Here is a 22,908-nt window from a genome sequence, read left to right on the forward strand (position 1 = left end):
CTCGCAACTGGCGCGAGTAGCACTATGTCCTCTGACCTGTGGAGCTTTTCCCTCACTACCTACGCCCGCCCGGGTGTCGAGCAGGCGTGCCTGCAATTGCAGGCGGCGGGAGTCAATGTCTGCCTGCTGCTGTGCGCGGCTTGGCTGGAGGAGCGAAGAATCAGCTGTAACGAACAGCGCTTGCAGCAACTTCGAGAGATAGCCCGAACCTGGGATGCGGATGTCGTGCGACCGTTACGGGCGCTGCGCATGCAATGGAAAGACGCTGCAGCAAGAGACGCCGGGTTGCATACGTTGCGCGAGCAAGTGAAGACGTTGGAGCTGGAAGCCGAACGGCATTTGCTACAGCGACTGGAGCAAACGACCCAAAACTGGCCGCAGGAAGAGACGGCCGATCTATCGGCCTGGCTGGAAGGCGTGACGGCAGACGCCGCCCACCTCGACCGCAACGCGCTGCATCAGCTGCGCGTCGCGGTAACCGGCACTTAGGAAGCGCTGGTAGGCGTGGAGGTTGCTGCGCTCGGAACAGCGGCCGGCGTTGGTGCTGGCGCAGTTGTCGAGGTGCTGGCCGTCGAAGCAGGTGCTGCAGCGGGAGCCGGAGTGGCTGGCTTGGCAACAGGTGCGGTCGCGGGCTTGGCGGCAACCGGTTTTTTCACTGCTGGTTTGGCGGCTGGTTTAGCAGCAGGTTTGGCCGCTGGTTTTGCTGCAACTGGTTTGGCAGCGGGTTTGGCGGCGGCCGGTTTGGCGGCGCTGGCAGTTGCCGGTTTGGCGGCAGTGGCAGGTTTTGCCGCAGCCGTTTTAGCGGCCGGTTTGGCAGCGGGTTTAGCCGGTGCTTTCGCCGCAGGTTTTGCTGCAGGTTTTGCTGCTGGTTTAGCCGCAGGCTTGGCTGCGGTTTTGGCCGCAACCGGTTTGGCTGCCGGCTTGGCAGCAGGCTTCGCCGCGGCGGTTCTGGCAGCAGGTTTTGCAGCGGATTTAGCGGCTGGTTTTGCGGCTGGTTTAGCGGCAGTTTTTACCGCCGGTTTTGCGGCTGGTTTTGCTGCAGCGGTTTTTGCCGGGGCAGGTTTTGCAGCCGCTGTTTTTGCAGCAGCCGGCTTGGCAGCGACAGGTTTGGCAGCAGCAGTTCTCGCAGCAGGTTTTGCAGCTGGTTTGGCAGCCGCCGTTTTAGCGACAGGTTTGGCGGCAGGTTTGGCCGGTGCTTTTGCGGCAGCCGGTTTGGCAGCGGCTTTCTTCGCAGGGGCCGCGGCTGACTTGGCCGAACGCAGGGTCAACGCCTTGCCGACAGCCTCTTGTACACGACCAATGCCCTGAGCCAGTTTCAGGCTCTCTTGAGCGTCGCGCTTGAGTTGCAGAATGTAGCCACGAGTGTCCGACTGGCGCTCTTTGAGAGCATCAAGCAGGTCTTCGAGTTCCTTCACTCCTTCCTTGGCTTTGGCTTGCGCCTTGGCCTTGCCGGCTGCCGCGGCGTCCTGCAATTTGGTGCGGGATTTATGCAATTTTTCCTGCGCTTTTCCGCGCTGCTTTTCCAGCTTGGCGAGCAGTTTTTCAGCATCAGCCAAGGCTTCGGAACAAGCGTTTTCCAGATGCTCGAGCAAGCTGCCCGAGAGTTGTTGAAGCAGGTGCAACGGAGTGTTTACTGGCTTCTTGGTGGCCGACATGGTTTACCTCCTGGCTGAAGTGAGTTGCGGCTCATACTAGACCTCTGCTGCAACCGCCGCTAGGGCATGTTGACACTATCGAAAGCGGTGCGTTGCAAACCAGCGAAAATCTTCTTCGTCGACGCAAAAAGCAGTTCACCTTTCAGTCTCTTCACACTGGCATAATCGCCCGCATTCCAGGTTGGAGAGTGCCCATGTCGCGCTACCTTTTTTTATCGCTGTGGGTAATTTTTTCGGCGGCTCATGCTGCTGAAAAAGCCCAGGAAAATGACGCCCACGATCTCGCATACAGTCTGGGCGCGAGCCTGGGCGAGCGCTTGCGCCAAGAGGTTCCCGACCTGCAACTCAAGGCGTTGGTCGAAGGCCTTCAACAAGCCTACCAAGGCAAACCACTGGCGTTGAAAGAGGAGCGAATCGAGCAGATTCTCACCGAGCACGAAGCCCGGGTCGCCATGCAATCGCCTGCGCCGCAGAGCGAACTGGCACTGGAAAACGAGCAACGATTTCTCGCCGATGAAAAAGCCAAACCCGGTGTTCGCGAATTGGCCGATGGCATTCTGCTGACCGAGTTGGCACCCGGGACTGGCGTCAAGGCCGGGCCGAACGGCAAGGTGCAGGTGTTGTACATCGGTCGCCTTCCCGACGGCACAGTGTTCGACCAGAACAGTCAGCCGCAGTGGTTCAGTCTTGATAGCGTGATCAGTGGCTGGCGCACTGCGTTGCAGCAAATGCCGGTCGGCGCAAAATGGCGCCTGGTGATTCCTTCGGCACAAGCCTATGGCGCCGAGGGTGCTGGCGACCTGATCGCGCCTTTCACACCACTGGTCTTCGAAGTCGAGTTACGCGGCGCTACCGGTTGAAAGCAGAAATGAAAACGGCGTGCCTTGGCACGCCGTTTCGGGTTTTGCACGAAGCGCTTCAGGCCTGGACCGAATCGGCTTCCTTGTGAGCGGTGTGCAGCACTTCGATCAGGCAGTCTTCCAGTTCGAAGCGTTCATGCAACAGGCCGCCGAGCTCCTTGAACTTCTCTGCGACGCACTTGCCTTCATCGCACAGGTCGTTGAACGCGAGGAGTTTCTCGGTGATGACATCGATGCGTGGGTAGAGGGTCTCGGCAAGCTCCAGACCACGCTTGTCGTTGAAGGCCTTGGCCTCGCCGGTCAGCTGTTCGTAGATCTCGAAGTGCCCGGCAGAAACGTAGTCGACCAGCACGCCGCAGAATTCCTGCAAAGGTTTTCTGTTTTCGCCCAAAGCTTCAGGCTTTGCACCGAGCTTGTCGTAGGCGTCGATCAGCTCCTTGCGCTCCTGCAACCAGCGATCGATCAACAGGTGCACTCCACCCCAGCGTTCCTGAGCATTCTGACAACTTTCGAGCATGGTGATCTCTCTTCCCTTGTGGGTCAGCTGCTCTATGCCTGTTCGCCTCTTGTAATGGGCGGTCAGGCAGAGCGTCATCGAGCAACATAATTCCAATGACACGTGCGGGCCAGATTATGCCCGCACGACTGTGGCTTCAAGGTACGCACGCGATAAAGTTCATACAAGTGTTTAATCGCGTGCCAGGGCGTGATGCGACGAATCGCCGCCGAGTGGTCGCCGCACGCTGATCCGCACAAGTCGCAACAGCTGGTAAACCGCGAGAATCATCATTGCCACGAAGAACAGCAAACTCCATTCAGGAAGGCTCAGGTCGAACAAGGTCCAGGCGACTTGTCGGCAATCGATCGAGCCGTTGAACATCAGGCGCAGGATGCACGTCCAGGGCGCATTGGCGAATACCTCAGGCAGATCCGGAACACATGTCGAGAGCTGATGCGCCGGATCGCTCTGGAGCAAAACCTGCCGCCACGCAGTCACGGTACCGGCCAGGCTGCAGACAAGATTCAGCAACCAATAGAGGAATGCCCCGAGACGGCCCGGCCCATGCACCGCCGCGATCAGGCAGACGCCCGTCAGCAACGCCAGGCAGAGTCGCTGCAACAGGCACAACCCGCAAGGCTTCAGACCCACGGCATATTGCAGATAGTAAGACACGCCCAGCACCAGGGCGCCCGCAATGAAAAGTGCAAAAAACAAGGAGCGTGAGCAGGCCAACGACATGGCTTTTCCGTAACAATTAAGGACAGATAGCTACGGTAGAGGAAAGCGCGCAAGCCTTTCAAGGCAGGTGGACAGCGACACTTCAGCAAGGACGTAGGGAATTCCCGACAGAAGCTAGAAGATTAGGTGTAGTCCTTTGTAGGACTATGCTTAAGATGCGATAGGAAGACAAAAACAGACTGGTTTTCGCCATTCTGTATTGCCTTCCATGCAGAATTCGCCAACGGACAAACGCGACAACTCCCCGCCATCAAGCGTGAGCGAGTACCGGTAACGGCGCTGCCAGCAAGCGCTCGTCCAGCAAGCCCAAGCCCTCCTGGAACAACTGGTTGCTGCGTTCGGTGTCGCCCATTTGCGCCAGCAGCCGCGCCAGCTCGGCGCAGGCTTCCGGATTGCGCTGCACACGCAGGCTGCTCTCCAGATAATCCCGCGCCTTGCCCCACAGGCTGGATTGCAGACACAGACGCCCCAGGGTCAGTAACAGGCTCGGGTCGGCGGGATGATCCTTGAGCCAGCCTTCGGCGATTTGTAGCTGACGCGCCGGATCATTGCCACGCACCAATCCGTAGAGACGCGCCAAGTGGCTGTCGTAGCTGCGCTTGAGCGCCGTGCGCAAGACCTCTTCGGCCTCAGCCTGAGCGCCCAACTGACGGAGTTGCTCAGCATAGGCCAGCACCAGCTGCGGCTCCTGGCGTTGAGCAGACGTCAGTTGCTGCCAGGCGCGTTCGAGCGCTTGCAAACCGACGGTTCCATCCGCTTCCCGATGCGCTGCCAGGGACAGGTTTTCACCCCAGGCACGACGCTCCAGTTCGGCCAGTTCAGCCTTGGGCAGGACTTTATCCTTGCGCAACTCCGGCAACAGGCGGATTACCGCCGACCAATCGCCTCGTTGCTGGTGCAGGCGCTGCAACTGGCGCAGCATCTGTGCGTTATGCGGATGGCGCTCATGCATCGCTTGCAGGGTGGCCAGGGCACCCTCGGTATCACCACGGTCGGTCTGCAATTGCGCGTGATTCAGGGCAATCGCCAACTCGGCCTGAGGTTGACGCTCCAGAGCGCGCTCCAGCAGGTTGTCGCTCTCTTCATATAAGCCTTGTTCGTTGGCTGCGCGGGCAGCGCCGAGGTAGTACAGCAACGGTTGGCGCTCGGCCTCCGCGGCGCGATGCAAATGCCGCTGCGCACTGGCCCAGCGACCTTCGGCCAGATCGAGTTGCCCGTGCTCGATAGCGACCTGCACCCGACGACTGCGATTGCGTCGCGACCAGGGATTGACCACGCCACCGGAAGTCGTCACCAACTCGATCAACGCCTTGATGCCCCAGAACACCAGCCAGAGCACCGCAATCAACGCCAGCGTTGCCCACAGGCTCGATTCGAAGCGGAAGCTCTTGTAGGCAATCAGCACGTAACCGGAATGTTCGGCGATCGCCAGTCCCAGCGCAGCGGCGGCAGCGATGACCAGAAACACGATCACATAGAGACGCTTCATGGCGTAGCCTCCTGCGCGGTATTCGCGGCAGGTTTGGCCAGCGGCTTGATCGAATCTTCGGCATTGACGTTACGTCGCTGCAGGTAACCCTGCACCGCACTCAGGGTCCCGGTCAGATCCGGGGTGACCACCGTGACGGGCTGCGTACTCAGTTCGGCCACCTGTTCGAGCATCACTTTGCTTTGCGGGTTGTCCGGGTTGAAATTGCCCTTGAGCACATCCCGCGCCTCGTCCAGCGCCTGGCTGTAAACCGCGGCCTGGCCATTGAGCGCAGCCCATTGTGCCTGTTCAAGTGCCAGGCTCAGCGCCAGGCGCACCTGGCTCAGGCTCTGGCCTGCCAGCAACGGACGAACATTCTTGTCGGCGTTGAAATCGATGCGGATGTAGCGCGAGATCTGATCCCACCATTGCGCCCAGCGACTGGCGCCGTCGCCATCTGCAGTCAGCCCGAGCAGGGATTCGCCGCGGTCCTTGTACTCGGGTGCGAGCTCGGTGAGGCTGATCACTTGATCGCGCAATGCGCCCAACCGCAGGAACAAACCGGTGCGATCGGGCTGCTCAGTGCTGCGCAAGGCCACCAGGGTTTTCGCTACTTGTTCGCGCGCGGCAAACGAACCCGGATCATTCTGTTCGCGGAGAATCTCATCGGCACCCTCCACCAGCGCCTGGGCACTGCTGATGTCCTGCAATGCCGACAGCCGCAGGCTGGCCAGGCGCAACAAGTGTTCGGCTTCGGCCAGACGCCAGTCCTTGCGACTGGCACCGAGAACCGTTTCCAGACGTTGATTGAGTCGCTGTTGATCACCCTGCAACTGAATCACCAGACGGCTGCGCTCTTCCAGCACATCGGCGCCGGGCAGTTGTTCCAGACGCGCGCTCAGGCGCTGTTCATTGAGCTTCAGGCTCTGCGCCTCGTCACTCAACGCCTGCACCTGGCTCAGTTGTTGTTGGTTGGTCGCCTGCAGGTGACGCACCTGCCAGACACCCCAACCACCTACCGCAATGCCGGCGGCACCCAGCAGTATGGCGACGATCGCCAGTCCATTGCCTCGGCGCGGCTCGGCAGCAGGAGGCAGCGCTTCATCAAGAGGAGTATCAACCGGCGCATCTGGCACAGGCCGCGAGTCATTTTTTGGCAAGGCTGTTTCGCTCACGTATCCATCCTTTGCATTAGAGAACGGGCACGGGATGCTCCCGTAACGCCGTCAGCAAAGCCGCGGCGCTCGCACCACGACAATCCACAACTTTGAGGGCTCCGGCGGCACGTGCCAGCTCGGCGACCCTGGGGCTTGGTACAAACAACGGCAACTGCGCCAATTGCGGCCAGGCATCGCCAGCCAATTGATGCAGGTGCTCAAAACCCTGTCCACTGCTGACCACCAGTGCGTTCAGGCGTTCCGCTTCGATCCGGTCCTGCAGCGCTGCCGACGGGTACATCGGCAACTGGCGGCGGTACAACTCCAGATACTCGACACTAGCACCTCGCTCACGCAAGCGCTCGGCCAGCAGTTCGCGCCCGCCCTCGCCGCGCAGGATCAGAACCTCGGGATCCGGCCGGGCAAGAGCCTCGCGCAGCGCTGCAAGCTCAAGCAAGGCTTCGCTGTCATCCCCTTCATCCGGGAAGCTCACGTCCAGGCCTTGATCTTCAAGGATCTGCGCCGTCGCGGCACCGACACTGAACCACTTCACACCCATTGCTTGCGAGCCGGAGCGTTCGAGCAATTCGACGCCGATTCGCGCAGCAGGCTTGCTGACCACGATCACCGCGCAAAATCGTTCGAGGTTCTGAATCACGCCTAGCATTGTGTCAGAGGCAGGGATCGGCACGATGTCCAAAAGCGGCAAGCTGCTGCTGAAAATCCCCTGCCCGGCCAGAAAACGGCTCAGGGCTGCCGACTCATCCGCTGGACGCGTCAGCAGCAAGCGCCAGCCAGTCACTCGTGACCTGCCTCGCCGTAGACCGCTTTGAGAATGTCGGCGGCGCCCTGGCTCAAGAGATCCTCGGCCACTTGCACACCCAAGGCTTCGGCAGCACCACGTGGCGCACGCGCCTGGGCGCTGAGCAGCAGGCCACCGCTCGGATCGCCCACCAGGCCACGCAGCCAGACCTGCTCGCCTTCAAGCACGGCGTAACAGGCGATAGGCACCTGGCAGCCGCCATTGAGGTGTTTGTTGAGAGCACGCTCGGCGGTCACGCGGGTGGCGGTGTCCTGGTGATGCAGCGGCGCCAGCAGCGCATGAATTTCGCTGTCGGCAGTCCGGCACTCAATGCCCACGGCGCCCTGGCCACCGGCCGGCAGGCTGTCGTCGACGCTGATGGCCGAGGTGATGCGATCTTCAAAGCCCAGCCGGATCAACCCGGCAGCGGCGAGAATAATGGCGTCGTATTCGCCGGCATCCAGTTTGGCCAGACGCGTATTGACGTTGCCACGCAGGAAACGGATTTCCAGGTCCGGACGACGGGTCAGCAACTGAGCCTGGCGGCGCAGGCTCGACGTGCCGACAATGCTGCCTTGCGGCAACTCGTCCAGGCTGGAATAGGTATTGGAGACGAATGCATCACGCGGGTCTTCGCGTTCGCAGATGCAGAAAAGGCCGAGCCCTTCGGGGAAGTCCATCGGCACGTCTTTCATCGAATGCACAGCGATGTCGGCTTCGTTTTCCAGCAGGGCGGTTTCCAGTTCCTTGACGAACAGGCCCTTGCCACCGATTTTCGACAATGGCGAGTCGAGAAGCTTGTCGCCTCGACTGACCATCGGCACCAACGTCACGAGCAAACCCGGGTGGGCCTGTTCGAGACGGGCTTTGACGTATTCGGCCTGCCACAGGGCGAGAGCACTTTTGCGGGTGGCGATGCGGATTTGGCGAGAGGACATGGATCAATCCGTACTGAAAAGATACGACGGATAATAACAGCTCAGCCAAATCCACTTTGACTTGTATCAGAAACTACTCGGCCTCCCTGGCCCCGGATATCCGGCAATCGGGTGTGAAACTCGCCTGCGAACAGCGAATCAAAGCTGTTGCATCATTTTCCGCACGCCGGCCACATGGCGTCGACTGACGATCAATGCGTCACCGTTCAGGCCTTTGAGAAACAGCTGGAAATGCCCAAGCGGTGTGCGTTGCAAGCGTTCGATGCGTTCACGGGCAACCAGCGCGTTACGATGGATCCGCACGAAACGGTCACCGAATTCGTCCTCAAGCGCTTTGAGCGGCTCATCGAGCAACACTTCGCCCGCTTCATGGCGCAAGGTCACGTATTTGTGATCGGCGATGAAGTAGACCACCTGGTCCAGCGGAATCAGCTCGATCCCTTTACGGGTGCGGGCGCTGATGTGGCTGCGGGGACCACTGCCGCTTTCGGCAGCCGGACGGGTCAGGGCCGAGAGTTGAACACGATTGGGGCGCTCGGCTTTTTTTAATGCGTCTTGTAAATGTTCAGTTCTCACAGGTTTCACCAGATAGCCTACGGCGCTGGCCTGTAAGGCTTCCACGGCAAATTCATCGGGCCCGGTGCAAAACACCACGGCGGGCGGAGTTTCACGTTCGCACAATCGTGCGGCCACCTGCAGGCCATCGAGGCCCGGCATACGGACATCGAGCAGCACGATGTCCGGTTTGTGGCTGTCGATCAGTGCCAACGCTTCTTCGCCATTCGTGGCGCTGGGCTCCAGGACACTGTATCCCTCGAGTTCGCCAACCATTCGGCTCAGGCGCTCGCGGGCCAGGGGTTCGTCATCAACGATCAGGACATTCATATTGCGCTGGATTCCTGCGTGAGTCTCGCACAAGGATAGCGTAGACAGGTGAAGTGACGTCCGTCACCGCGATCCACGCTAAGACTAGCGCGAGCGTCAAAAAGTGCCGCTTGTCGGGCAGCTAAATTTTCATCTGCCGGGCGATTGGCGGCCCAGGCCCGCTTTGGCGACACATCGCCACAGGGTTTGCTGATACGCAATACGGACACCCCTCTTCTTATAGTCAGCTTTGGCACCAGGAAGTGCGCTGATCCTATTGTCCAACTGTAGACGGTTGCCGAGACGATATTGCTCAATTGAAAAATATCGTTGTGCAATTCGTCCAAGGCTTGACCTGACACAACTCACGACATGAAAAACCAGTCGACCAGTGTCACCGACACGATTGGCAACCCTGTTATTATCCGCGCCAGTTTCAACGCCATTTTTCTTCAGCCGATACGAGCGAATTCATGAGCACTGACAAGACCAATCAGTCCTGGGGCGGCCGCTTCAGTGAACCCGTCGACGCCTTCGTCGCCCGCTTCACCGCCTCCGTCACCTTCGACCAGCGCCTGTATCGCCACGACATCATGGGCTCGATCGCCCACGCCACCATGCTGGCCAAGGTCGGCGTGCTGACCGATGCCGAGCGCGACAGCATCACCGATGGCCTGAAGACCATCCAGGCTGAAATCGAGGCCGGCCAGTTCGACTGGCGCGTCGATCTCGAAGACGTGCACATGAATATCGAGGCGCGTCTGACCGACCGAATCGGCGTGACGGGCAAAAAGCTGCACACCGGCCGCAGCCGCAACGACCAGGTCGCTACTGACATCCGTCTGTGGCTGCGTGACGAGATCGACCTGATCCTGAGCGAAATCACCCGCCTGCAAAAAGGCTTGCTGGAACAGGCCGAGCGCGAAGCCGGCAGCATCATGCCCGGTTTCACCCACCTGCAGACGGCTCAGCCGGTTACCTTCGGGCACCACATGCTGGCCTGGTTTGAAATGCTCAGCCGCGACTATGAGCGCCTGGTCGACTGCCGCAAGCGCACCAACCGCATGCCGCTGGGCAGCGCTGCGCTGGCGGGCACCACCTACCCGATCGACCGCGAGTACACCGCGCAACTGCTGGGCTTCGACGCCGTCGGCGGCAACTCGCTGGACAACGTGTCCGATCGCGATTTCGCCATCGAATTCTGTTCCGCCGCGAGCATCGCGATGATGCACCTGTCGCGCTTCTCCGAAGAGCTGGTGCTGTGGACCAGCGCGCAGTTCCAGTTCATCGATCTGCCGGACCGTTTCTGCACCGGTAGCTCGATCATGCCGCAAAAGAAAAACCCGGACGTGCCAGAGCTGGTACGCGGCAAAAGCGGCCGGGTATTCGGGGCGCTGATGGGCTTGCTGACCTTGATGAAAGGCCAGCCGCTGGCCTACAACAAGGACAACCAGGAAGACAAGGAGCCGTTGTTCGACGCCGCCGATACCTTGCGCGACTCATTGCGCGCCTTTGCCGACATGATTCCGGCGATCAAGCCCAAGCACGCGATGATGCGTGAGGCGGCGCTGCGCGGTTTCTCCACCGCCACCGACCTTGCCGATTACCTGGTGCGTCGTGGCCTGCCGTTCCGGGATTGCCACGAAATCGTCGGCCATGCCGTGAAGTATGGCGTTGAAAGCGGCAAGGACCTGGCGGAAATGAGCCTGGAAGAATTGCGCAAGTTCAGCGACCAGATCGATCAGGATGTATTCGCCGTGCTGACCCTCGAAGGCTCGGTCAATGCGCGCAACCACATCGGCGGCACCGCGCCGGCGCAGGTCAAGGCAGCCGTGGCACGCGGTCAGGCATTGCTCGCCAGCCGCTAAAAGTATCGCGGGCAAGCCCGCTCCCACAGGATTGGCGCCGAGTCACCATCTGTTGACCGACACAATACTGTGGGAGCGGGGCTTGCCCGCGATGGCTGACTCAGGAGCGCTGCAAATCTACTTCTTGGCTGCAATCATCGCCATGAACGCCGGCATCGCCGCGTCCTTGTCCGCAGCAATCCGTTGCACATTCGGATTCTGCTCCAGCCGCTGCAACAGTGCCTTCGCTGCCGGCAGCTCGGCCAACAAATCGATATCGAACAGTTTCTTGGCGACCCCGCACGCCAACGGCACGCTGTACAGGAAATACAGATCCGCCACGCTCAAACTGTCGCCCGCCACGTAAGGGCTGAATTTGCCGTGTCGGCCCAGGGACGCCATGCCCAGCAGCAGCTCGGTGCGGGTCTTTTCCTTGATGGCATCCGGCAATGTCGTGCCGAAAAACGCTTCGCCATAGCAGGCACGGCCCGGCAGTTCGATATACAACTCGATCTCCTTGGCCAATGCCAGCACCTGCGCCCGCTCGTAAGGATCGCTGGGCAGCAGCGGCGTGCCTTTCTGGCTTTGCTCGATGTATTCGAGAATGACGCTGGTTTCATTGATGAAACCCTGCTCGACGGCCAGCACCGGTACTTTTCCACGCGGGCTGATGGCGAGCGCTTCCGGGGTTTGCCCGGCGTAAAACGGCACTTCTTCGAAGGGCAGGCCTTTTTCCAGCAGAGCCAGTTTGACCATGTTGTAGTAGTTGCTGACAGCAAATCCGTAAAGCTTGAGCATCACATAGCCTCCAGGCCGTGCGGGGTGGGCAGTGCCTGTTTATAGAACGCTGCGGCGTTTCTTGCCAGCAGCATCACGGGCATGAATGCGGGTAAACTGGCCATCTTTCCCCAAGGAGCCTGCCATGAGCGAGCCAACCGATATCGATGCCGACGAAGAAGAGTTCGCCGAAAATACGCTGGTCGAAGCTATCGAAAACCAGATCGAAAGCGACAACCCGCCAGCAGCCAAGGCAACGTTCAACAAGTTGACCCTGGTAGGTTACGAGCGCGAAGAAATCCTCAATCTGATGGCTCACGTTCTAGCGGTAGAAATCGACGCAATCCTCGAAGAAGACCGCGCATTCAACACCCAATGGTATGAAGCAGCGCTGCGCGCATTGCCGGAACTGCCACCGGAAAAGAAATAAACCAGCGTGTGTGCCCGTGTAAGCCTCGCCGCGGTTTATCTGAAAACCTCGTCACGGCTCTTCGCGGGCAAGCCTCGCTCCTGCGGCACCCCGCAGCCGGGGAAAGCCGCCCCAGGCAAAAAAACCCTGCCGCCAGCACTGGACATGCCGCACGAGTGAGATCACCTTAGGGGCGCTGTCGTCCAATTCCTAGAAAGTCTGGAGTCCTTATGTCGCTTACCCCTGAGTTGGTTGCCGAACTGGAAGTCCTCGCACTCTTCAACCTGGACAGTTCCCAGGAAGGTTTGAAAATTCATCAGACCGCTGCCCCGAAACACATTGCCGCTGCCAAACGCCTGCATGAAAAAGAATTGATCGACCAGCCCGATGGCGGTTATCTGACCAGCCTGGGCCGTGATGCCGCTCAAAGCGTACAAACAGTCCTGACCATTCTGAGCGTCCAGGAAACAGCCTGAATCGCCCCTTCGCCCACGGAAACCCCTGCCATGGGATTTCCGCGGGCCAGCCGGGTTGCCCGTTTCTGCCGAGCGCTGTCGCCAGGCGATAGAAATCTGACGTCAAAAAACAAATTCAGCTTAAAAATCCCGTGGCCGAGGCGCTAAACTGCCCCTCACCCGAGAGCCCCACACCCGAGCCCCGCGAGCCGGTTTGAGCTGACATGACCCGCACCCATGAAATCCGCCCCGATCTGGAAGAGGGAATCGACCGAAAGGTTCTCAGCCAGCTGCGCGCACGTTTTCTGAAGCTCAATGACGGCCGCCTGGCCCGTGCCATAGAAGGCTTGTCCACTCGCCAGCAATTGGTATTGAGCCTCTTGCCGTTGTTCTTCCACGTCAATCATCCACTGTTGCCAGGCTACGTTTCCGGCAACACGCCGGCCGGCGTGTCGAATTACGAGCCGGACACCCACGTCCTGGCCGAAGCCCAGCGCCTGACCCGATCGTTTTCCTACAAGCCGCGCCACGGCAGCAATCCGCCCAGGCCGATTCACGGATTGTTTCTGATGGGCAGCCTCGGCACGCTGGCCCAGGCGGATCAGAGTGATATGGACGTGTGGGTGTGTCACAGCCCGGACTTGACCGAAAACGAACTCATTGAGCTGCGCAAGAAGTGCCAGCTGCTTGAAGCCTGGGCGGCGAGCCAGGGTGCGGAGGCGCATTTTTTTCTGATTGATCCGGTTCGTTTCGTTCGCGGCGAGCGCGATACACAGCTGAGTTCGGAAGACTGCGGCACCACCCAGCACTATCTGCTGCTCGACGAGTTCTATCGCACTGCCATCTGGTTGGCAGGGCGCACACCGATCTGGTGGCTGGTGCCGGTCTACGAAGAGGCGAGTTACGACCGCTACACTCACACGCTGCTCTCCAAGCGCTTCATCCGCGCCGACGAAAGCCTGGACTTGGGGCATCTGGCCTTTATTCCACCCGGCGAGTTTGTTGGCGCCGGCCTGTGGCAGCTGTTCAAGGGCATCGAGTCGCCGTACAAATCGGTGCTCAAGCTGCTGCTGACCGAGGTTTACGCCAGCGAACACCCCAGGGTCCAGTGCCTGAGCCTGCGCTTCAAGCAAGCGGTGTTCGCCAATCAGCTCGATCTCGATGAGCTGGATCCATATGTCGTGGTTTACCGGCGCATCGAAGAATATCTCGTCGCCCGAAATGAACCGGAACGCCTGGAACTGGTGCGTCGCGCGCTGTACCTGAAGGTCAACCGCAAACTGACCGGCAGCGGCGGCCGCACCCAGGGCTGGCAACGCTCGCTGCTTGAACGCCTGGCCCATGAATGGAAGTGGGACCAGCGACAACTGGCGCTGCTCGACAGCCGCAGCCAGTGGAAAGTCAGGCAAGTTGGATCGGAGCGCCGCGCCCTGGTCAACGAACTGAACTACAGCTACCGCTTCCTGACCCAGTTCGCCCGCAACGAACAAACCGTCAGCCTGATCAACAAACGCGACTTGAGCGTGCTCGGCCGTCGTCTCTACGCGGCGTTCGAGCGCAAGGCCGACAAGGTCGAGTTCATCAATCCGGGCATTGCCCCCGACCTGGCCGAAGACACCCTGACGCTGGTGCACTCGCCCGACAAGAAAGAATCCGGACAAAGCCAATGGGGCTTGTACAACGGCAGCCTCAATGCCCTCGAATGGGAGCATTTCGCGCCGATCAAGCGCAGCCGCCATCTGCTTGAATTGCTCACTTGGTGCCACCGCAACGGCGTGATCGACAGCAGTACGCGCCTCGCCTTGCACCCCGGCAGCAGCGATATGAGCGAATTCGAACTGTTCAATCTGCTTGGCAGCCTGCAACAAAGCATTCCCTTGCCGCTGCCAACCGTTGCCGAAGAGCCTTTGCTGCGCGCCAGCGTGCCCAGCGAAGTGCTGATTCTGGTGAACGTCGGCATCGACCCGCTCAAGCATCACCGCGACTTGAACATCCTGATGACTACCGAGCGCACCGACTCACTGAGCTATGCAGGGGTCCGCGAAAATCTGGTGTTGACCCTTGACCAGGTCACGCTCAACAGCTGGAACGAAGTGCTGGTCAATCGTTACGACGGCCCTCACGCCCTGCTCGACTGCCTGCGCGATTACCTCAACAACCTGCCGGATGGTCCGTTGCAGCCAACGTTGCGCGTACGTTGTTTTTGCCATAACCGCGCGCAATTCATAGCCCAGCGCGTCGAGGAAATTCTCGACACCGCGCAGAACTTGCTGCTCAGCCAACTCAATTTGCGCTACCTGATCCAGGTCCAGCAGCATTACCACGCTCTGGAGCTGGTGCCTGGCAAGGTTAAACATGCCGCCCTCACATCGATGCCGGCCCTGTTCGAATACCTGGCACAGGAGCAATCCGGTTACAGCCCGCTGCAGCTGGACCCGATGGCGCTGCAAGACCATGATCTGTCACTGCTGCTGCCCATGGGCCAGCCTGACAGCATTCAGGTGTTCTACCGGGTGAATGAAGGCTTGGCTGATCTGTACGTCCTCGATGAATTCAATGCCATGTGGCATCAGCGGTTGCCCTGGCATGACGAGCAGAGCCTGCTGGTGCCCTTGCAACGGTTTTTGCTGTCGATCCAGTACCGGCGCGACGCTGCACTGCCGATGGATTCGGCGCAACCGAAGAACCCGGACATCCTTTACTACCAACTCTCGCCCCACGGCCAGGGTCGGGCGCGCCGGGTCGAAGCCCGGCCAGCACCGCAAACCCCGGCCAACAAACCGTTCTATGACGTACAGGCGATCGTCGGCAAAGCCGCACCGGGCGAGGTGCAGGTCACGCTGTATTGCAATCAACGGGAGTTTTCAGAGCTGGAATACGGCGACCAACTGTTCAGCGTGGTCGCCCGGGAAATCGTCGAGCAGCGCCGCGAGAGCGAACGGTACCGTTGCTACATCACCGACCTGGATCTGTCGGGCCTGCTCGGTGATGGTCACGGCTCAAGCAATCTTTATTTGCGCTACAAGGCCGACCTGGAGCGTGCATTGAACGCCGCGCTCGAGCAGGTCTGAGACGCGGTCAGATGTTGTAATCGCCACCGTTGGCCGGTTGCGATTCGACTTCCAGCAAGGTCAGCTTCAATGTCTTGCCGCCCGGTGCCGGCCAGTCGATATGTTGACCGACCTTCAACCCCAGCAGCGCACTGCCGACCGGCGCCAGGATAGAGATTTTGCCTTCGTCGGCATTGGCATCCTTCGGGTACACCAAGGTGAGGTGGTAATCCTTGCCACTGCTTTCTTCGCGGCAGTGCACACGGGAGTTCATGGTCACGACATCGGCGGGCACTTCATCGTGGCCGACCACGGTATCGGCGCGATCCAGTTCGGTTTGCAGCGCGATAACGCCCGGCAGCGTGTCATCCAGGCTGTCGATCAGGCGCTCCAGACGTTGTACGTCCAGACGGGTAAGGGTGATGGAAGGTGCGGTCATGATCAGGGCAGACTCCTTTCTTCTGCACGAAAAAAGCAAAACCCCGCCAGAAGAAGGCGGGGTTTTCACGAGCCTCGATGGGTTGAGGCGTACCCGGACACTATCACAGCTCAAAAAATATACAAGCTGGGCGATCCGGCTTCCGTGCGGTCCATTGTGGCGAGGGAGCTTGCTCCCGCTGGGCGCAAAGCGCCCCCAAAAGCATGCGGCTGCTTCGCAACCGAGCGGGAGCAAGCTCCCTCGCCACAACAGCCTTTATCCCGAGGATTTGCGGTGAGCAGCCTCGGCGCAAATCACCCGCCGGCGCTGATCATCCGCCGAGCGCCATTCACGGATGTCTTCGACATGGCGAAAGCAGCCCAGGCAGACTTTTTGCTCATCCAGACGGCACACACCGCTGCACGGCGACGGCACCGCTGGGCTGACATTGCTGTAGAGCGGCTTTGGCGGACGGACGGGCGCTGGCTGTGTCACGCTTTTACAGACCTTCGAAATCGAGTTCGACGTCTGCCTGCGCCTTGACGATGCGCTCAAGCATTTCACCCAGTTGCTCCTCGCTCTTGTCGCACATCCAGCGCTCGCTCTCTTCGTCGTAGTCGAAGTGGAAACCACCGGAAACAGCCGCCAGCCACAACTGACGCAGCGGCTCCTGGCGGCTGAAGATCAGCTGAGTGCCATTCTCGAACTTGACGGTCAGCACACCGGCCGAGCTCTCCAGATCGATATCCAGATCGCTTTCGTCAAAGATGTCTTCCAGCTTTTCCTGGGTTTCATCGACCAGATCGTGAAAACGGGCTTCGGACAAACTCATTGCGGCAACCTCAAAAATTGTCTGATCAGGCTCAAGCGCCGCAAGATACGGGCGAGCCCTGTCGATTGCAAAGGATAACGACCAAGCGATGCCATAGGTACATCAAACACTGTTCCTGTGGGAGCGAGCTTGCGTGGCGAGGGAGCTTGCTCCCGCTGGGTCGCCAAGCGCGCCCAAAGCATTGCGTCTGCTTCGCGGCCGAGCGCGAGCGAGCTCCCTCGCCACACAAGCCCTCTCCCACAATGCATTCACACGACTTGCCTGCAGCAAGCCAAGCCCCGCCGGACGGGAGCCCCCTCGCATAGGCAAGCTGCCGGGTGGCCGGTATACTCCGGCGCAATTAATGCATTTTCAAGGATTTCGCCATGAAGCGCCTGATCTCTTCCCTTGCCGCGCTCCTCGCGGTCGCCTGCCTCGTGTCGGCCTGTGGTCAAAAAGGCCCGCTGTACCTGCCGGACGATAGCCAGGACCCTGCAGAGCAGGCACAGTCCTCGCAAAAGCAGCCGTCCAAGTCGCACAAGCACGACGTCTACCAATAAGGGAACCTCATGGACGCTTTTAACTACCGTGACGGTGAACTGTTCGCGGAAGGTGTTGCCCTGTCTGCCATCGCAGAGCGCTTCGGTACACCGACCTACGTTTACTCGCGCGCGCACATCGAAGCCCAATACCTGGCGTACGCCGATGCGCTGGCCGGCATGCCGCACCTGGTGTGCTTTGCGGTCAAGGCCAACTCCAACCTGGGCGTACTGAATGTCCTGGCGCGTCTGGGCGCCGGTTTCGACATCGTTTCCCGTGGCGAACTGGAACGCGTACTGGCTGCCGGCGGCAGTGCCGACAAGATCGTGTTCTCCGGCGTCGGCAAGACCCGTGACGACATGCGTCGCGCCCTGGAAGTCGGCGTGCACTGCTTCAACGTCGAATCCACCGACGAGCTGGAACGTCTGCAGATCGTCGCCGCCGAGCTGGGCGTTCGCGCGCCGATTTCGCTGCGCGTCAACCCGGACGTCGATGCCGGCACCCACCCGTACATTTCCACCGGCCTCAAAGAGAACAAGTTCGGCATCGCCATCGCCGACGCTGAAGACGTCTACGTGCGTGCCGCGCAACTGCCAAACCTGGAAGTGGTCGGCGTCGATTGCCACATCGGCTCGCAACTGACCACCCTGCCGCCATTCATCGACGCCCTCGACCGCCTCCTGGGCCTGGTCGACCGTCTCGGCGATTGCGGCATCTACCTGCGCCACATCGATCTCGGTGGTGGCCTGGGCGTGCGTTATCGCGATGAGGAGCCGCCATTGGCTGCCGACTACATCAAGGCCGTGCGTGAGCGTCTCGACGGTCGCGACCTGGCGCTGGTGTTCGAGCCGGGCCGCTTCATCGTCGCCAACGCCGGCGTGCTGCTGACCCAGGTCGAGTACCTCAAGCACACCGAGCACAAAGACTTCGCCATCGTCGATGCGGCCATGAACGACCTGATCCGCCCGGCGTTGTATCAGGCCTGGATGGACGTCACCGCCGTGCGCCCGCGTACCACCGCTGCCCGCGCCTACGACATCGTCGGCCCGATCTGCGAGACCGGCGACTTCCTGGCCAAGGAGCGTGAACTGGCCCTGGAAGAAGGCGACCTGCTGGCCGTGCATTCGGCCGGCGCCTATGGGTTTGTCATGAGTTCGAACTACAACACCCGCGGCCGCGCCGCTGAAGTGTTGGTGGACGGTGATCAGGCATTTGAAGTGCGTCGCCGTGAAACGGTAGCCGAGTTGTTTGCTGGCGAAAGCCTGCTGCCGGAGTAAGCCATGCTGCTGCGTTTTACCAAAATGCACGGCCTGGGCAATGACTTCATGGTCCTCGACCTGGTCAGCCAGCACGCGCATATTCTGCCCAAGCACGCCAAGCAATGGGGTGATCGGCACACCGGCATCGGCTTCGATCAATTGCTGATCGTTGAAGCACCGAGCAACCCGGATGTGGATTTCCGCTATCGGATCTTCAACTCCGATGGTTCCGAAGTGGAGCAATGCGGCAACGGTGCGCGCTGTTTCGCCCGCTTCGTTCTCGACAAGCGCCTGACCGCCAAGCGGCAGATTCGCGTCGAGACCAAAAGCGGCATCATCGAGCTGGACGTTCGCAGTGACGGCCAGATCGGCGTGAACATGGGCGCCCCGCGCCTGGTACCGGCCGATATCCCGTTCCAGGCATCGGAACAGGCGACGAGTTATCAGGTTGACGTCGACGGTACGCCAGTGGAGCTGGCTGCCGTGTCGATGGGAAATCCCCATGCCGTCGTGCGGGTCAGCGATATCAACAATGCACCGGTGCATGAACTGGGGCCGAAAATCGAACATCACCCGCGCTTTCCGGCGCGGGTCAACGTCGGTTTTCTCCAGGTCATCGACCGGGGCCGAGCGCAGTTGCGCGTATGGGAACGCGGGGCCGGGGAAACCCAGGCCTGCGGTACCGGCGCCTGTGCCGCTGCAGTAGCGGCGATCAGCCAGGGGTGGATGGATTCGCCGCTGTTGATCGACCTGCCGGGTGGGCGGCTGTCCATCGAGTGGGCAGGCCCTGGCCAACCGGTGCTGATGACCGGCCCGGCAGTCCGCGTATACGAAGGACAAGTACGTCTTTGAGTGAGCCAACGTCATGACCGATAAGCCTCAGGTACCCGCCCGACAGTCCGACGAAACGCCGTCCGAGAGCCTGGAGGCGGCGGCGATTGCCGCGTACCTGGAGGCTCACCCGGACTTCTTCGTCGAGCACGAAGAACTGCTGCCGGCAATGCGCATTCCCCATCGGCGCGGCGACACCGTGTCCCTGGTGGAGCGGCAGATGACCATCCTGCGCGATCGCAACATCGAACTGCGCCATCGTCTTTCGCATTTGATGGATGTGGCCCGCGACAACGATCGACTCTTCGACAAGACCCGCCGCCTGATTCTCGCGCTGATGGACGCCACCAGCCTGGAAGATGTGGTGATCTGCGTCGAAGACAGCCTGCGCCAGGATTTCCAGGTGCCCTTCGTCAGTCTGATCCTGCTTGGCGACAACGCCATGCCGGTGGGCCGCTGGGTCACCCACGCCGAGGCACAGGTGGCCATCGGCGGCCTGTTGCTGGAAGATAAAAGCGTCAGCGGCAGTCTGCGTGAACATGAGCTGGACTTTCTATTCGGCGAAGAACAGCGCAAGCAGATTGGCTCCACTGCCGTCGTCGCCATCAGCCATCAAGGCATCCACGGCATCCTGGCCATCGCCAGCCGTGATCCGCAGCACTACAAAAGTTCGGTGGGCACGTTGTTCCTCAGCTACATCGCCGAAGTCATGGGCCGCGTGCTGCCACGGGTCAACAGCTCCCTGCGCTCGGTACGCTGAACATGGAACGGCAACTGGACGCTTACTGCGAACACCTGCGCAGTGAGCGGCAGGTGTCGCCGCACACGCTGTCGGCTTATCGCCGCGACCTCGATAAGGTGCTGGGCTGGTGCGTCAAACAGAATATCGGCAGCTGGGCAGCGCTGGATATCCAGCGCTTGCGCAGCCTGATCGCCCGTCTGCATGCCCAGGGCCAATCCTCGCGCAGCCTGGCGCGCCTGCTTTCAGCCGTGCGCGGGCTCTATCATTATCTGAACCGCGAAGGCCTGTGCGACCACGACCCGGCCAATGGCCTGGCACCGCCCAAGGGCGAGCGACGCCTGCCGAAAACCCTCGACACCGACCGCGCGTTGCAATTGCTTGAAGGGGGTGTGGAGGATGACTTTCTCGCGCGTCGCGATCAGGCGATTCTCGAACTCTTCTACTCTTCCGGTTTACGGCTGTCCGAGCTGACCGGGCTCAATCTTGAGCAGCTCGACCTTGCCGACGGCATGGTCCAGGTGCTCGGCAAAGGCAGCAAGACACGGCTATTGCCGGTGGGCCAGAAGGCTCGCGAGGCATTGGAACAGTGGTTGCCCTTGCGCGCACTGGCCAACCCGGCAGATGACGCGGTATTTATCAGCCAGCAAGGCCGACGTCTCGGCCCCCGGGCGATACAGGTGCGGGTCAAAGCGGCCGGTGAACGTGAACTGGGGCAAAACCTGCACCCGCACATGCTGCGGCACTCCTTTGCCAGCCATTTGCTGGAGTCCTCCCAGGACCTGCGAGCGGTGCAGGAACTGCTCGGCCATTCGGACATCAAGACCACGCAAATCTACACCCACCTGGACTTCCAGCACCTGGCCACGGTCTACGACAGCGCCCATCCACGGGCCAAACGCATGAAAGGCGATGATTCATGAGTATTCAGTTGATCACCTTCGATCTCGACGACACCCTTTGGGACACGGCCCCGGTGATCGTCAGCGCCGAAGCCGTTTTGCGTGAATGGCTGACCGAGCACGCGCCCAATCTGGGTGCGGTGCCGGTGGAGCATTTGTGGGCCATTCGCGAACGCATTCTGAGCAGCGAGCCGGGACTCAAGCATCGGATCAGCGCCTTGCGTCGGCGCGTCTTGTTCCAAGCGCTGGAAGAGTCCGGATACACCCACGCAGAAGCCTCGGATCTGGCGGACAAGAGTTTTGAAGTGTTCTTGCACGCCCGGCATCAGATCGAGGTATTTCCCGAAGTCGAACCCACCCTGGAAATCCTCGCCAACCATTACGCCCTCGGCGTGGTTACCAACGGCAACGCCGATGTGCGTCGGCTAGGCCTGGCGGACTACTTCAAATTTGCGCTATGCGCCGAAGATATCGGCATCGCCAAACCTGACGCGCGCTTGTTCCATGAAGCTCTGCAGCGCGGTGGTGCAGTGCCGGAATCGGCGGTGCATATCGGTGATCATCCGGGCGACGACATTGCCGGTGCACAACAGGCTGGATTGCGGGCAATCTGGTTCAACCCGGCGGGCAAGGACTGGGAGGCCGAGCGCCTGCCGGATGCCGAGATTCGCAGCCTGACCGAGTTGCCGGCGTTGCTCGCTCGCTGGAACACCACCTGCGCCTGACACAATCCTCGTTCTTTGTGGCGAGGGAGCTTGCTCCCGCTCGGCTGCGAAGCAGTCGCACAACATTAGGGGGTCGCTACGCTACCCAGCGGGAGCAAGCTCCCTCGCCACAATGACCGCGTCGCAACATCCCTGTTTTTTTCAGACATGAAAAAGCCCGCGGCGACGGCGGGCTTTTTCAGCAAGCGCGAAGCAGGCTCAGATAGGCCGGCTGCCGTACTTGTTGTCTGGCTTCTTGGGCGGATCGGCGACCACGTTGGCCTCCACTTCCTGCACCTTGCCACCACGCGCAAGGAACTCTTCCATGGCCTTGGCCAGGGCATCGCGCTCCTTGTTCTTGGCTTCGACACTCGGCAGTTCATCAACCGATACCGCGGCCTTGGCCTTGCCTTTGGCAGTCGGCGCGGGCGCATCACCGCCGTCGTCGTCAGCAACGTCTTCCGCTGCTGCTTCCAGGCCTTCTTCGGCCTCGTCTTCGTCGCCTACTTCGAGGTCGTCGTTTTCCAGATCATCGTCGCTCATGTTCTACCTCATGACTTGCGAAAAGCAGATTAGTTATAGCCCAGCTTTGCCCTCTGTCGAAGGCTGCCGGAAAAAAATCAACAGCCGCTGCTGACCAGCGGTTATGCCCCATCACCGTACAAGGTGGCGAGGACTTTACGAGCACCGCCATGATCACGGTGCTCGCCCAGATAAACACCTTGCCAGGTCCCTAACGCCAATCGGCCTGCCGAGATCGGCAAACTGAGCTGACAGCCAAGTACGCTGGCCTTGAAGTGCGCCGGGAGGTCGTCCAGGCCTTCGTCGTTATGCTCATAGCCGTCTGTTCCTTGTGGGATCAGACGATTGAAAAATCGTTCGAAGTCGCGACGTACCGCCGGATCGGCGTTCTCGTTGATGGTCAACGACGCCGAGGTATGCTGCAGCCACAAATGCAACAGACCGACCCGACACGCCTTGAGTTCAGGCAAGCCGGCGAGTAACTCGTCCGTTACCAGATGAAAGCCCCGGGGCCTTGCCCGCAGGGTTATCAGAGTCTGTTGCCACATACAGTTCTCCGCACGTTCGGGGCGCATTCTAGCGCGCTCTGGGAAAAAACAAAGGCCCTAATAATCCTCCAGTCATGTAAGCCATCGACGGTACAAAAACACGTGTCGTAAA

Annotated in this window: 26 protein-coding genes; 12 read left to right on the forward strand and 14 right to left on the reverse strand. The window is 60.4% G+C overall.

Translation table 11 applies throughout. The annotated features are described in order from the left end of the window. Positions 1-24 precede the first annotated feature (24 nt). Positions 25-489 carry a TIGR02444 family protein gene (locus D8U18_RS08250; RefSeq protein ID WP_056854107.1) on the forward strand — a complete coding sequence of 155 codons (465 nt, stop codon included), beginning with the start codon at positions 25-27 and terminating at the stop codon, positions 487-489. On the opposite strand, the gene D8U18_RS28845 is transcribed toward D8U18_RS08250, so the two are convergent. Further along, complete coding sequence (locus tag D8U18_RS28845) at positions 486-1,655, reverse strand: AlgP family protein (protein ID WP_131107430.1); 1,170 nt, start codon at positions 1,653-1,655, stop codon at positions 486-488. The genes D8U18_RS08250 and D8U18_RS28845 overlap by 4 nt on opposite strands. A 194-nt stretch (positions 1,656-1,849) precedes the next feature. Between D8U18_RS28845 and D8U18_RS08260 the strand changes: the two genes are divergently transcribed. Next, positions 1,850-2,515: an FKBP-type peptidyl-prolyl cis-trans isomerase gene (locus tag D8U18_RS08260; RefSeq protein WP_056854109.1), complete on the forward strand. Its 666-nt coding sequence runs from the start codon at positions 1,850-1,852 to the stop codon at positions 2,513-2,515. A gap of 58 nt (positions 2,516-2,573) precedes the next feature. Here the strand turns inward: D8U18_RS08260 and D8U18_RS08265 are convergent, their stop codons facing one another. From D8U18_RS08265 to D8U18_RS08295, 7 genes are all read right to left on the reverse strand, one after another. Next, a complete protein-coding gene (locus tag D8U18_RS08265; RefSeq protein WP_056854110.1) occupies positions 2,574-3,032 on the reverse strand; it encodes an Rsd/AlgQ family anti-sigma factor in 459 nt (152 codons plus the stop codon). Positions 3,033-3,203: 171 nt separating this feature from the next. Then, positions 3,204-3,755 carry a disulfide bond formation protein B gene (locus D8U18_RS08270; RefSeq protein ID WP_056854111.1) on the reverse strand — a complete coding sequence of 184 codons (552 nt, stop codon included), beginning with the start codon at positions 3,753-3,755 and terminating at the stop codon, positions 3,204-3,206. Positions 3,756-4,005: 250 nt separating this feature from the next. Next, positions 4,006-5,244, reverse strand: coding sequence for a heme biosynthesis protein HemY (locus D8U18_RS08275; RefSeq protein WP_056854112.1), 1,239 nt, complete (start codon positions 5,242-5,244; stop codon positions 4,006-4,008). After that, on the reverse strand, positions 5,241-6,398 hold the full coding sequence (locus D8U18_RS08280; RefSeq protein WP_056854113.1) for a uroporphyrinogen-III C-methyltransferase: 1,158 nt from the start codon (positions 6,396-6,398) through the stop codon (positions 5,241-5,243). The genes D8U18_RS08275 and D8U18_RS08280 overlap by 4 nt, the downstream gene beginning before the upstream one ends. 16 nt (positions 6,399-6,414) lie before the next feature. After that, a complete protein-coding gene (locus D8U18_RS08285) occupies positions 6,415-7,182 on the reverse strand; it encodes a uroporphyrinogen-III synthase (RefSeq protein WP_131107431.1) in 768 nt (255 codons plus the stop codon). Then, positions 7,179-8,120, reverse strand: a complete 942-nt coding sequence (gene hemC / locus D8U18_RS08290; protein ID WP_056854115.1) for a hydroxymethylbilane synthase — start codon at positions 8,118-8,120, stop codon at positions 7,179-7,181. The genes D8U18_RS08285 and hemC overlap by 4 nt, the downstream gene beginning before the upstream one ends. A 138-nt stretch (positions 8,121-8,258) precedes the next feature. Beyond that, a complete protein-coding gene (locus tag D8U18_RS08295; RefSeq protein ID WP_131107432.1) occupies positions 8,259-9,005 on the reverse strand; it encodes a LytTR family DNA-binding domain-containing protein in 747 nt (248 codons plus the stop codon). 452 nt (positions 9,006-9,457) lie between these two features. Here D8U18_RS08295 and argH point away from each other — a divergent pair, with 452 nt between their 5' ends. Then, positions 9,458-10,852: an argininosuccinate lyase gene (argH, locus tag D8U18_RS08300; protein ID WP_056854117.1), complete on the forward strand. Its 1,395-nt coding sequence runs from the start codon at positions 9,458-9,460 to the stop codon at positions 10,850-10,852. A gap of 117 nt (positions 10,853-10,969) precedes the next feature. Here argH and D8U18_RS08305 read toward each other — a convergent pair whose 3' ends face one another. Beyond that, positions 10,970-11,629, reverse strand: coding sequence for a glutathione S-transferase (locus D8U18_RS08305; protein WP_131107433.1), 660 nt, complete (start codon positions 11,627-11,629; stop codon positions 10,970-10,972). A gap of 124 nt (positions 11,630-11,753) precedes the next feature. Here D8U18_RS08305 and D8U18_RS08310 point away from each other — a divergent pair, with 124 nt between their 5' ends. The 3 genes from D8U18_RS08310 to D8U18_RS08320 all read left to right on the forward strand — a co-directional run bounded on the left by D8U18_RS08310 (position 11,754) and on the right by D8U18_RS08320 (position 15,543). Beyond that, entirely contained in the window at positions 11,754-12,038 is a 285-nt protein-coding gene (locus tag D8U18_RS08310) for a hypothetical protein (RefSeq protein ID WP_056854119.1), read from the forward strand. Between the two features lie 209 nt (positions 12,039-12,247). Beyond that, positions 12,248-12,493 carry a TIGR02647 family protein gene (locus D8U18_RS08315; RefSeq protein ID WP_056854120.1) on the forward strand — a complete coding sequence of 82 codons (246 nt, stop codon included), beginning with the start codon at positions 12,248-12,250 and terminating at the stop codon, positions 12,491-12,493. Positions 12,494-12,696: 203 nt separating this feature from the next. Then, entirely contained in the window at positions 12,697-15,543 is a 2,847-nt protein-coding gene (locus D8U18_RS08320; protein ID WP_131107434.1) for a class I adenylate cyclase, read from the forward strand. Between the two features lie 7 nt (positions 15,544-15,550). Here D8U18_RS08320 and rnk read toward each other — a convergent pair whose 3' ends face one another. From rnk to cyaY, 3 genes are all read right to left on the reverse strand, one after another. Then, positions 15,551-15,961 (reverse strand): nucleoside diphosphate kinase regulator, encoded by a 411-nt coding sequence (gene rnk / locus D8U18_RS08325; RefSeq protein WP_056854122.1) that lies wholly within the window; start codon positions 15,959-15,961, stop codon positions 15,551-15,553. A gap of 255 nt (positions 15,962-16,216) precedes the next feature. Continuing rightward, entirely contained in the window at positions 16,217-16,435 is a 219-nt protein-coding gene (locus D8U18_RS08335; protein WP_082557569.1) for a DUF1289 domain-containing protein, read from the reverse strand. A 4-nt stretch (positions 16,436-16,439) separates the two neighbouring features. Then, positions 16,440-16,772 carry an iron donor protein CyaY gene (gene cyaY / locus D8U18_RS08340; RefSeq protein WP_056854123.1) on the reverse strand — a complete coding sequence of 111 codons (333 nt, stop codon included), beginning with the start codon at positions 16,770-16,772 and terminating at the stop codon, positions 16,440-16,442. Between the two features lie 365 nt (positions 16,773-17,137). Here cyaY and D8U18_RS08345 point away from each other — a divergent pair, with 365 nt between their 5' ends. The 6 genes from D8U18_RS08345 to D8U18_RS08370 are packed head-to-tail and all read left to right on the forward strand — an operon-like array spanning position 17,138 to position 21,747. Beyond that, positions 17,138-17,311 (forward strand): lipoprotein, encoded by a 174-nt coding sequence (locus D8U18_RS08345; protein WP_082557570.1) that lies wholly within the window; start codon positions 17,138-17,140, stop codon positions 17,309-17,311. Positions 17,312-17,320: 9 nt separating this feature from the next. Continuing rightward, a complete protein-coding gene (gene lysA / locus D8U18_RS08350; protein WP_056854124.1) occupies positions 17,321-18,568 on the forward strand; it encodes a diaminopimelate decarboxylase in 1,248 nt (415 codons plus the stop codon). Between the two features lie 3 nt (positions 18,569-18,571). Further along, positions 18,572-19,402 (forward strand): diaminopimelate epimerase, encoded by an 831-nt coding sequence (dapF, locus tag D8U18_RS08355; RefSeq protein WP_056854125.1) that lies wholly within the window; start codon positions 18,572-18,574, stop codon positions 19,400-19,402. A gap of 13 nt (positions 19,403-19,415) precedes the next feature. Continuing rightward, positions 19,416-20,141 carry a DUF484 family protein gene (locus tag D8U18_RS08360; protein ID WP_130903813.1) on the forward strand — a complete coding sequence of 242 codons (726 nt, stop codon included), beginning with the start codon at positions 19,416-19,418 and terminating at the stop codon, positions 20,139-20,141. A 2-nt stretch (positions 20,142-20,143) separates the two neighbouring features. Continuing rightward, positions 20,144-21,043: a tyrosine recombinase XerC gene (gene xerC / locus D8U18_RS08365; RefSeq protein WP_056854127.1), complete on the forward strand. Its 900-nt coding sequence runs from the start codon at positions 20,144-20,146 to the stop codon at positions 21,041-21,043. Then, positions 21,040-21,747 carry an HAD-IA family hydrolase gene (locus tag D8U18_RS08370; protein WP_056854128.1) on the forward strand — a complete coding sequence of 236 codons (708 nt, stop codon included), beginning with the start codon at positions 21,040-21,042 and terminating at the stop codon, positions 21,745-21,747. The genes xerC and D8U18_RS08370 overlap by 4 nt, the downstream gene beginning before the upstream one ends. A gap of 198 nt (positions 21,748-21,945) precedes the next feature. Here D8U18_RS08370 and sutA read toward each other — a convergent pair whose 3' ends face one another. Then, a complete protein-coding gene (gene sutA / locus D8U18_RS08380; protein WP_034147693.1) occupies positions 21,946-22,269 on the reverse strand; it encodes a transcriptional regulator SutA in 324 nt (107 codons plus the stop codon). Between the two features lie 101 nt (positions 22,270-22,370). Beyond that, positions 22,371-22,796, reverse strand: a complete 426-nt coding sequence (locus tag D8U18_RS08385) for a secondary thiamine-phosphate synthase enzyme YjbQ (protein ID WP_056854129.1) — start codon at positions 22,794-22,796, stop codon at positions 22,371-22,373. Positions 22,797-22,908: the final 112 nt, after the last annotated feature.

This window comes from Pseudomonas sp. Sample_10 (assembly GCF_004321495.1).
Lineage (GTDB): Bacteria > Pseudomonadota > Gammaproteobacteria > Pseudomonadales > Pseudomonadaceae > Aquipseudomonas.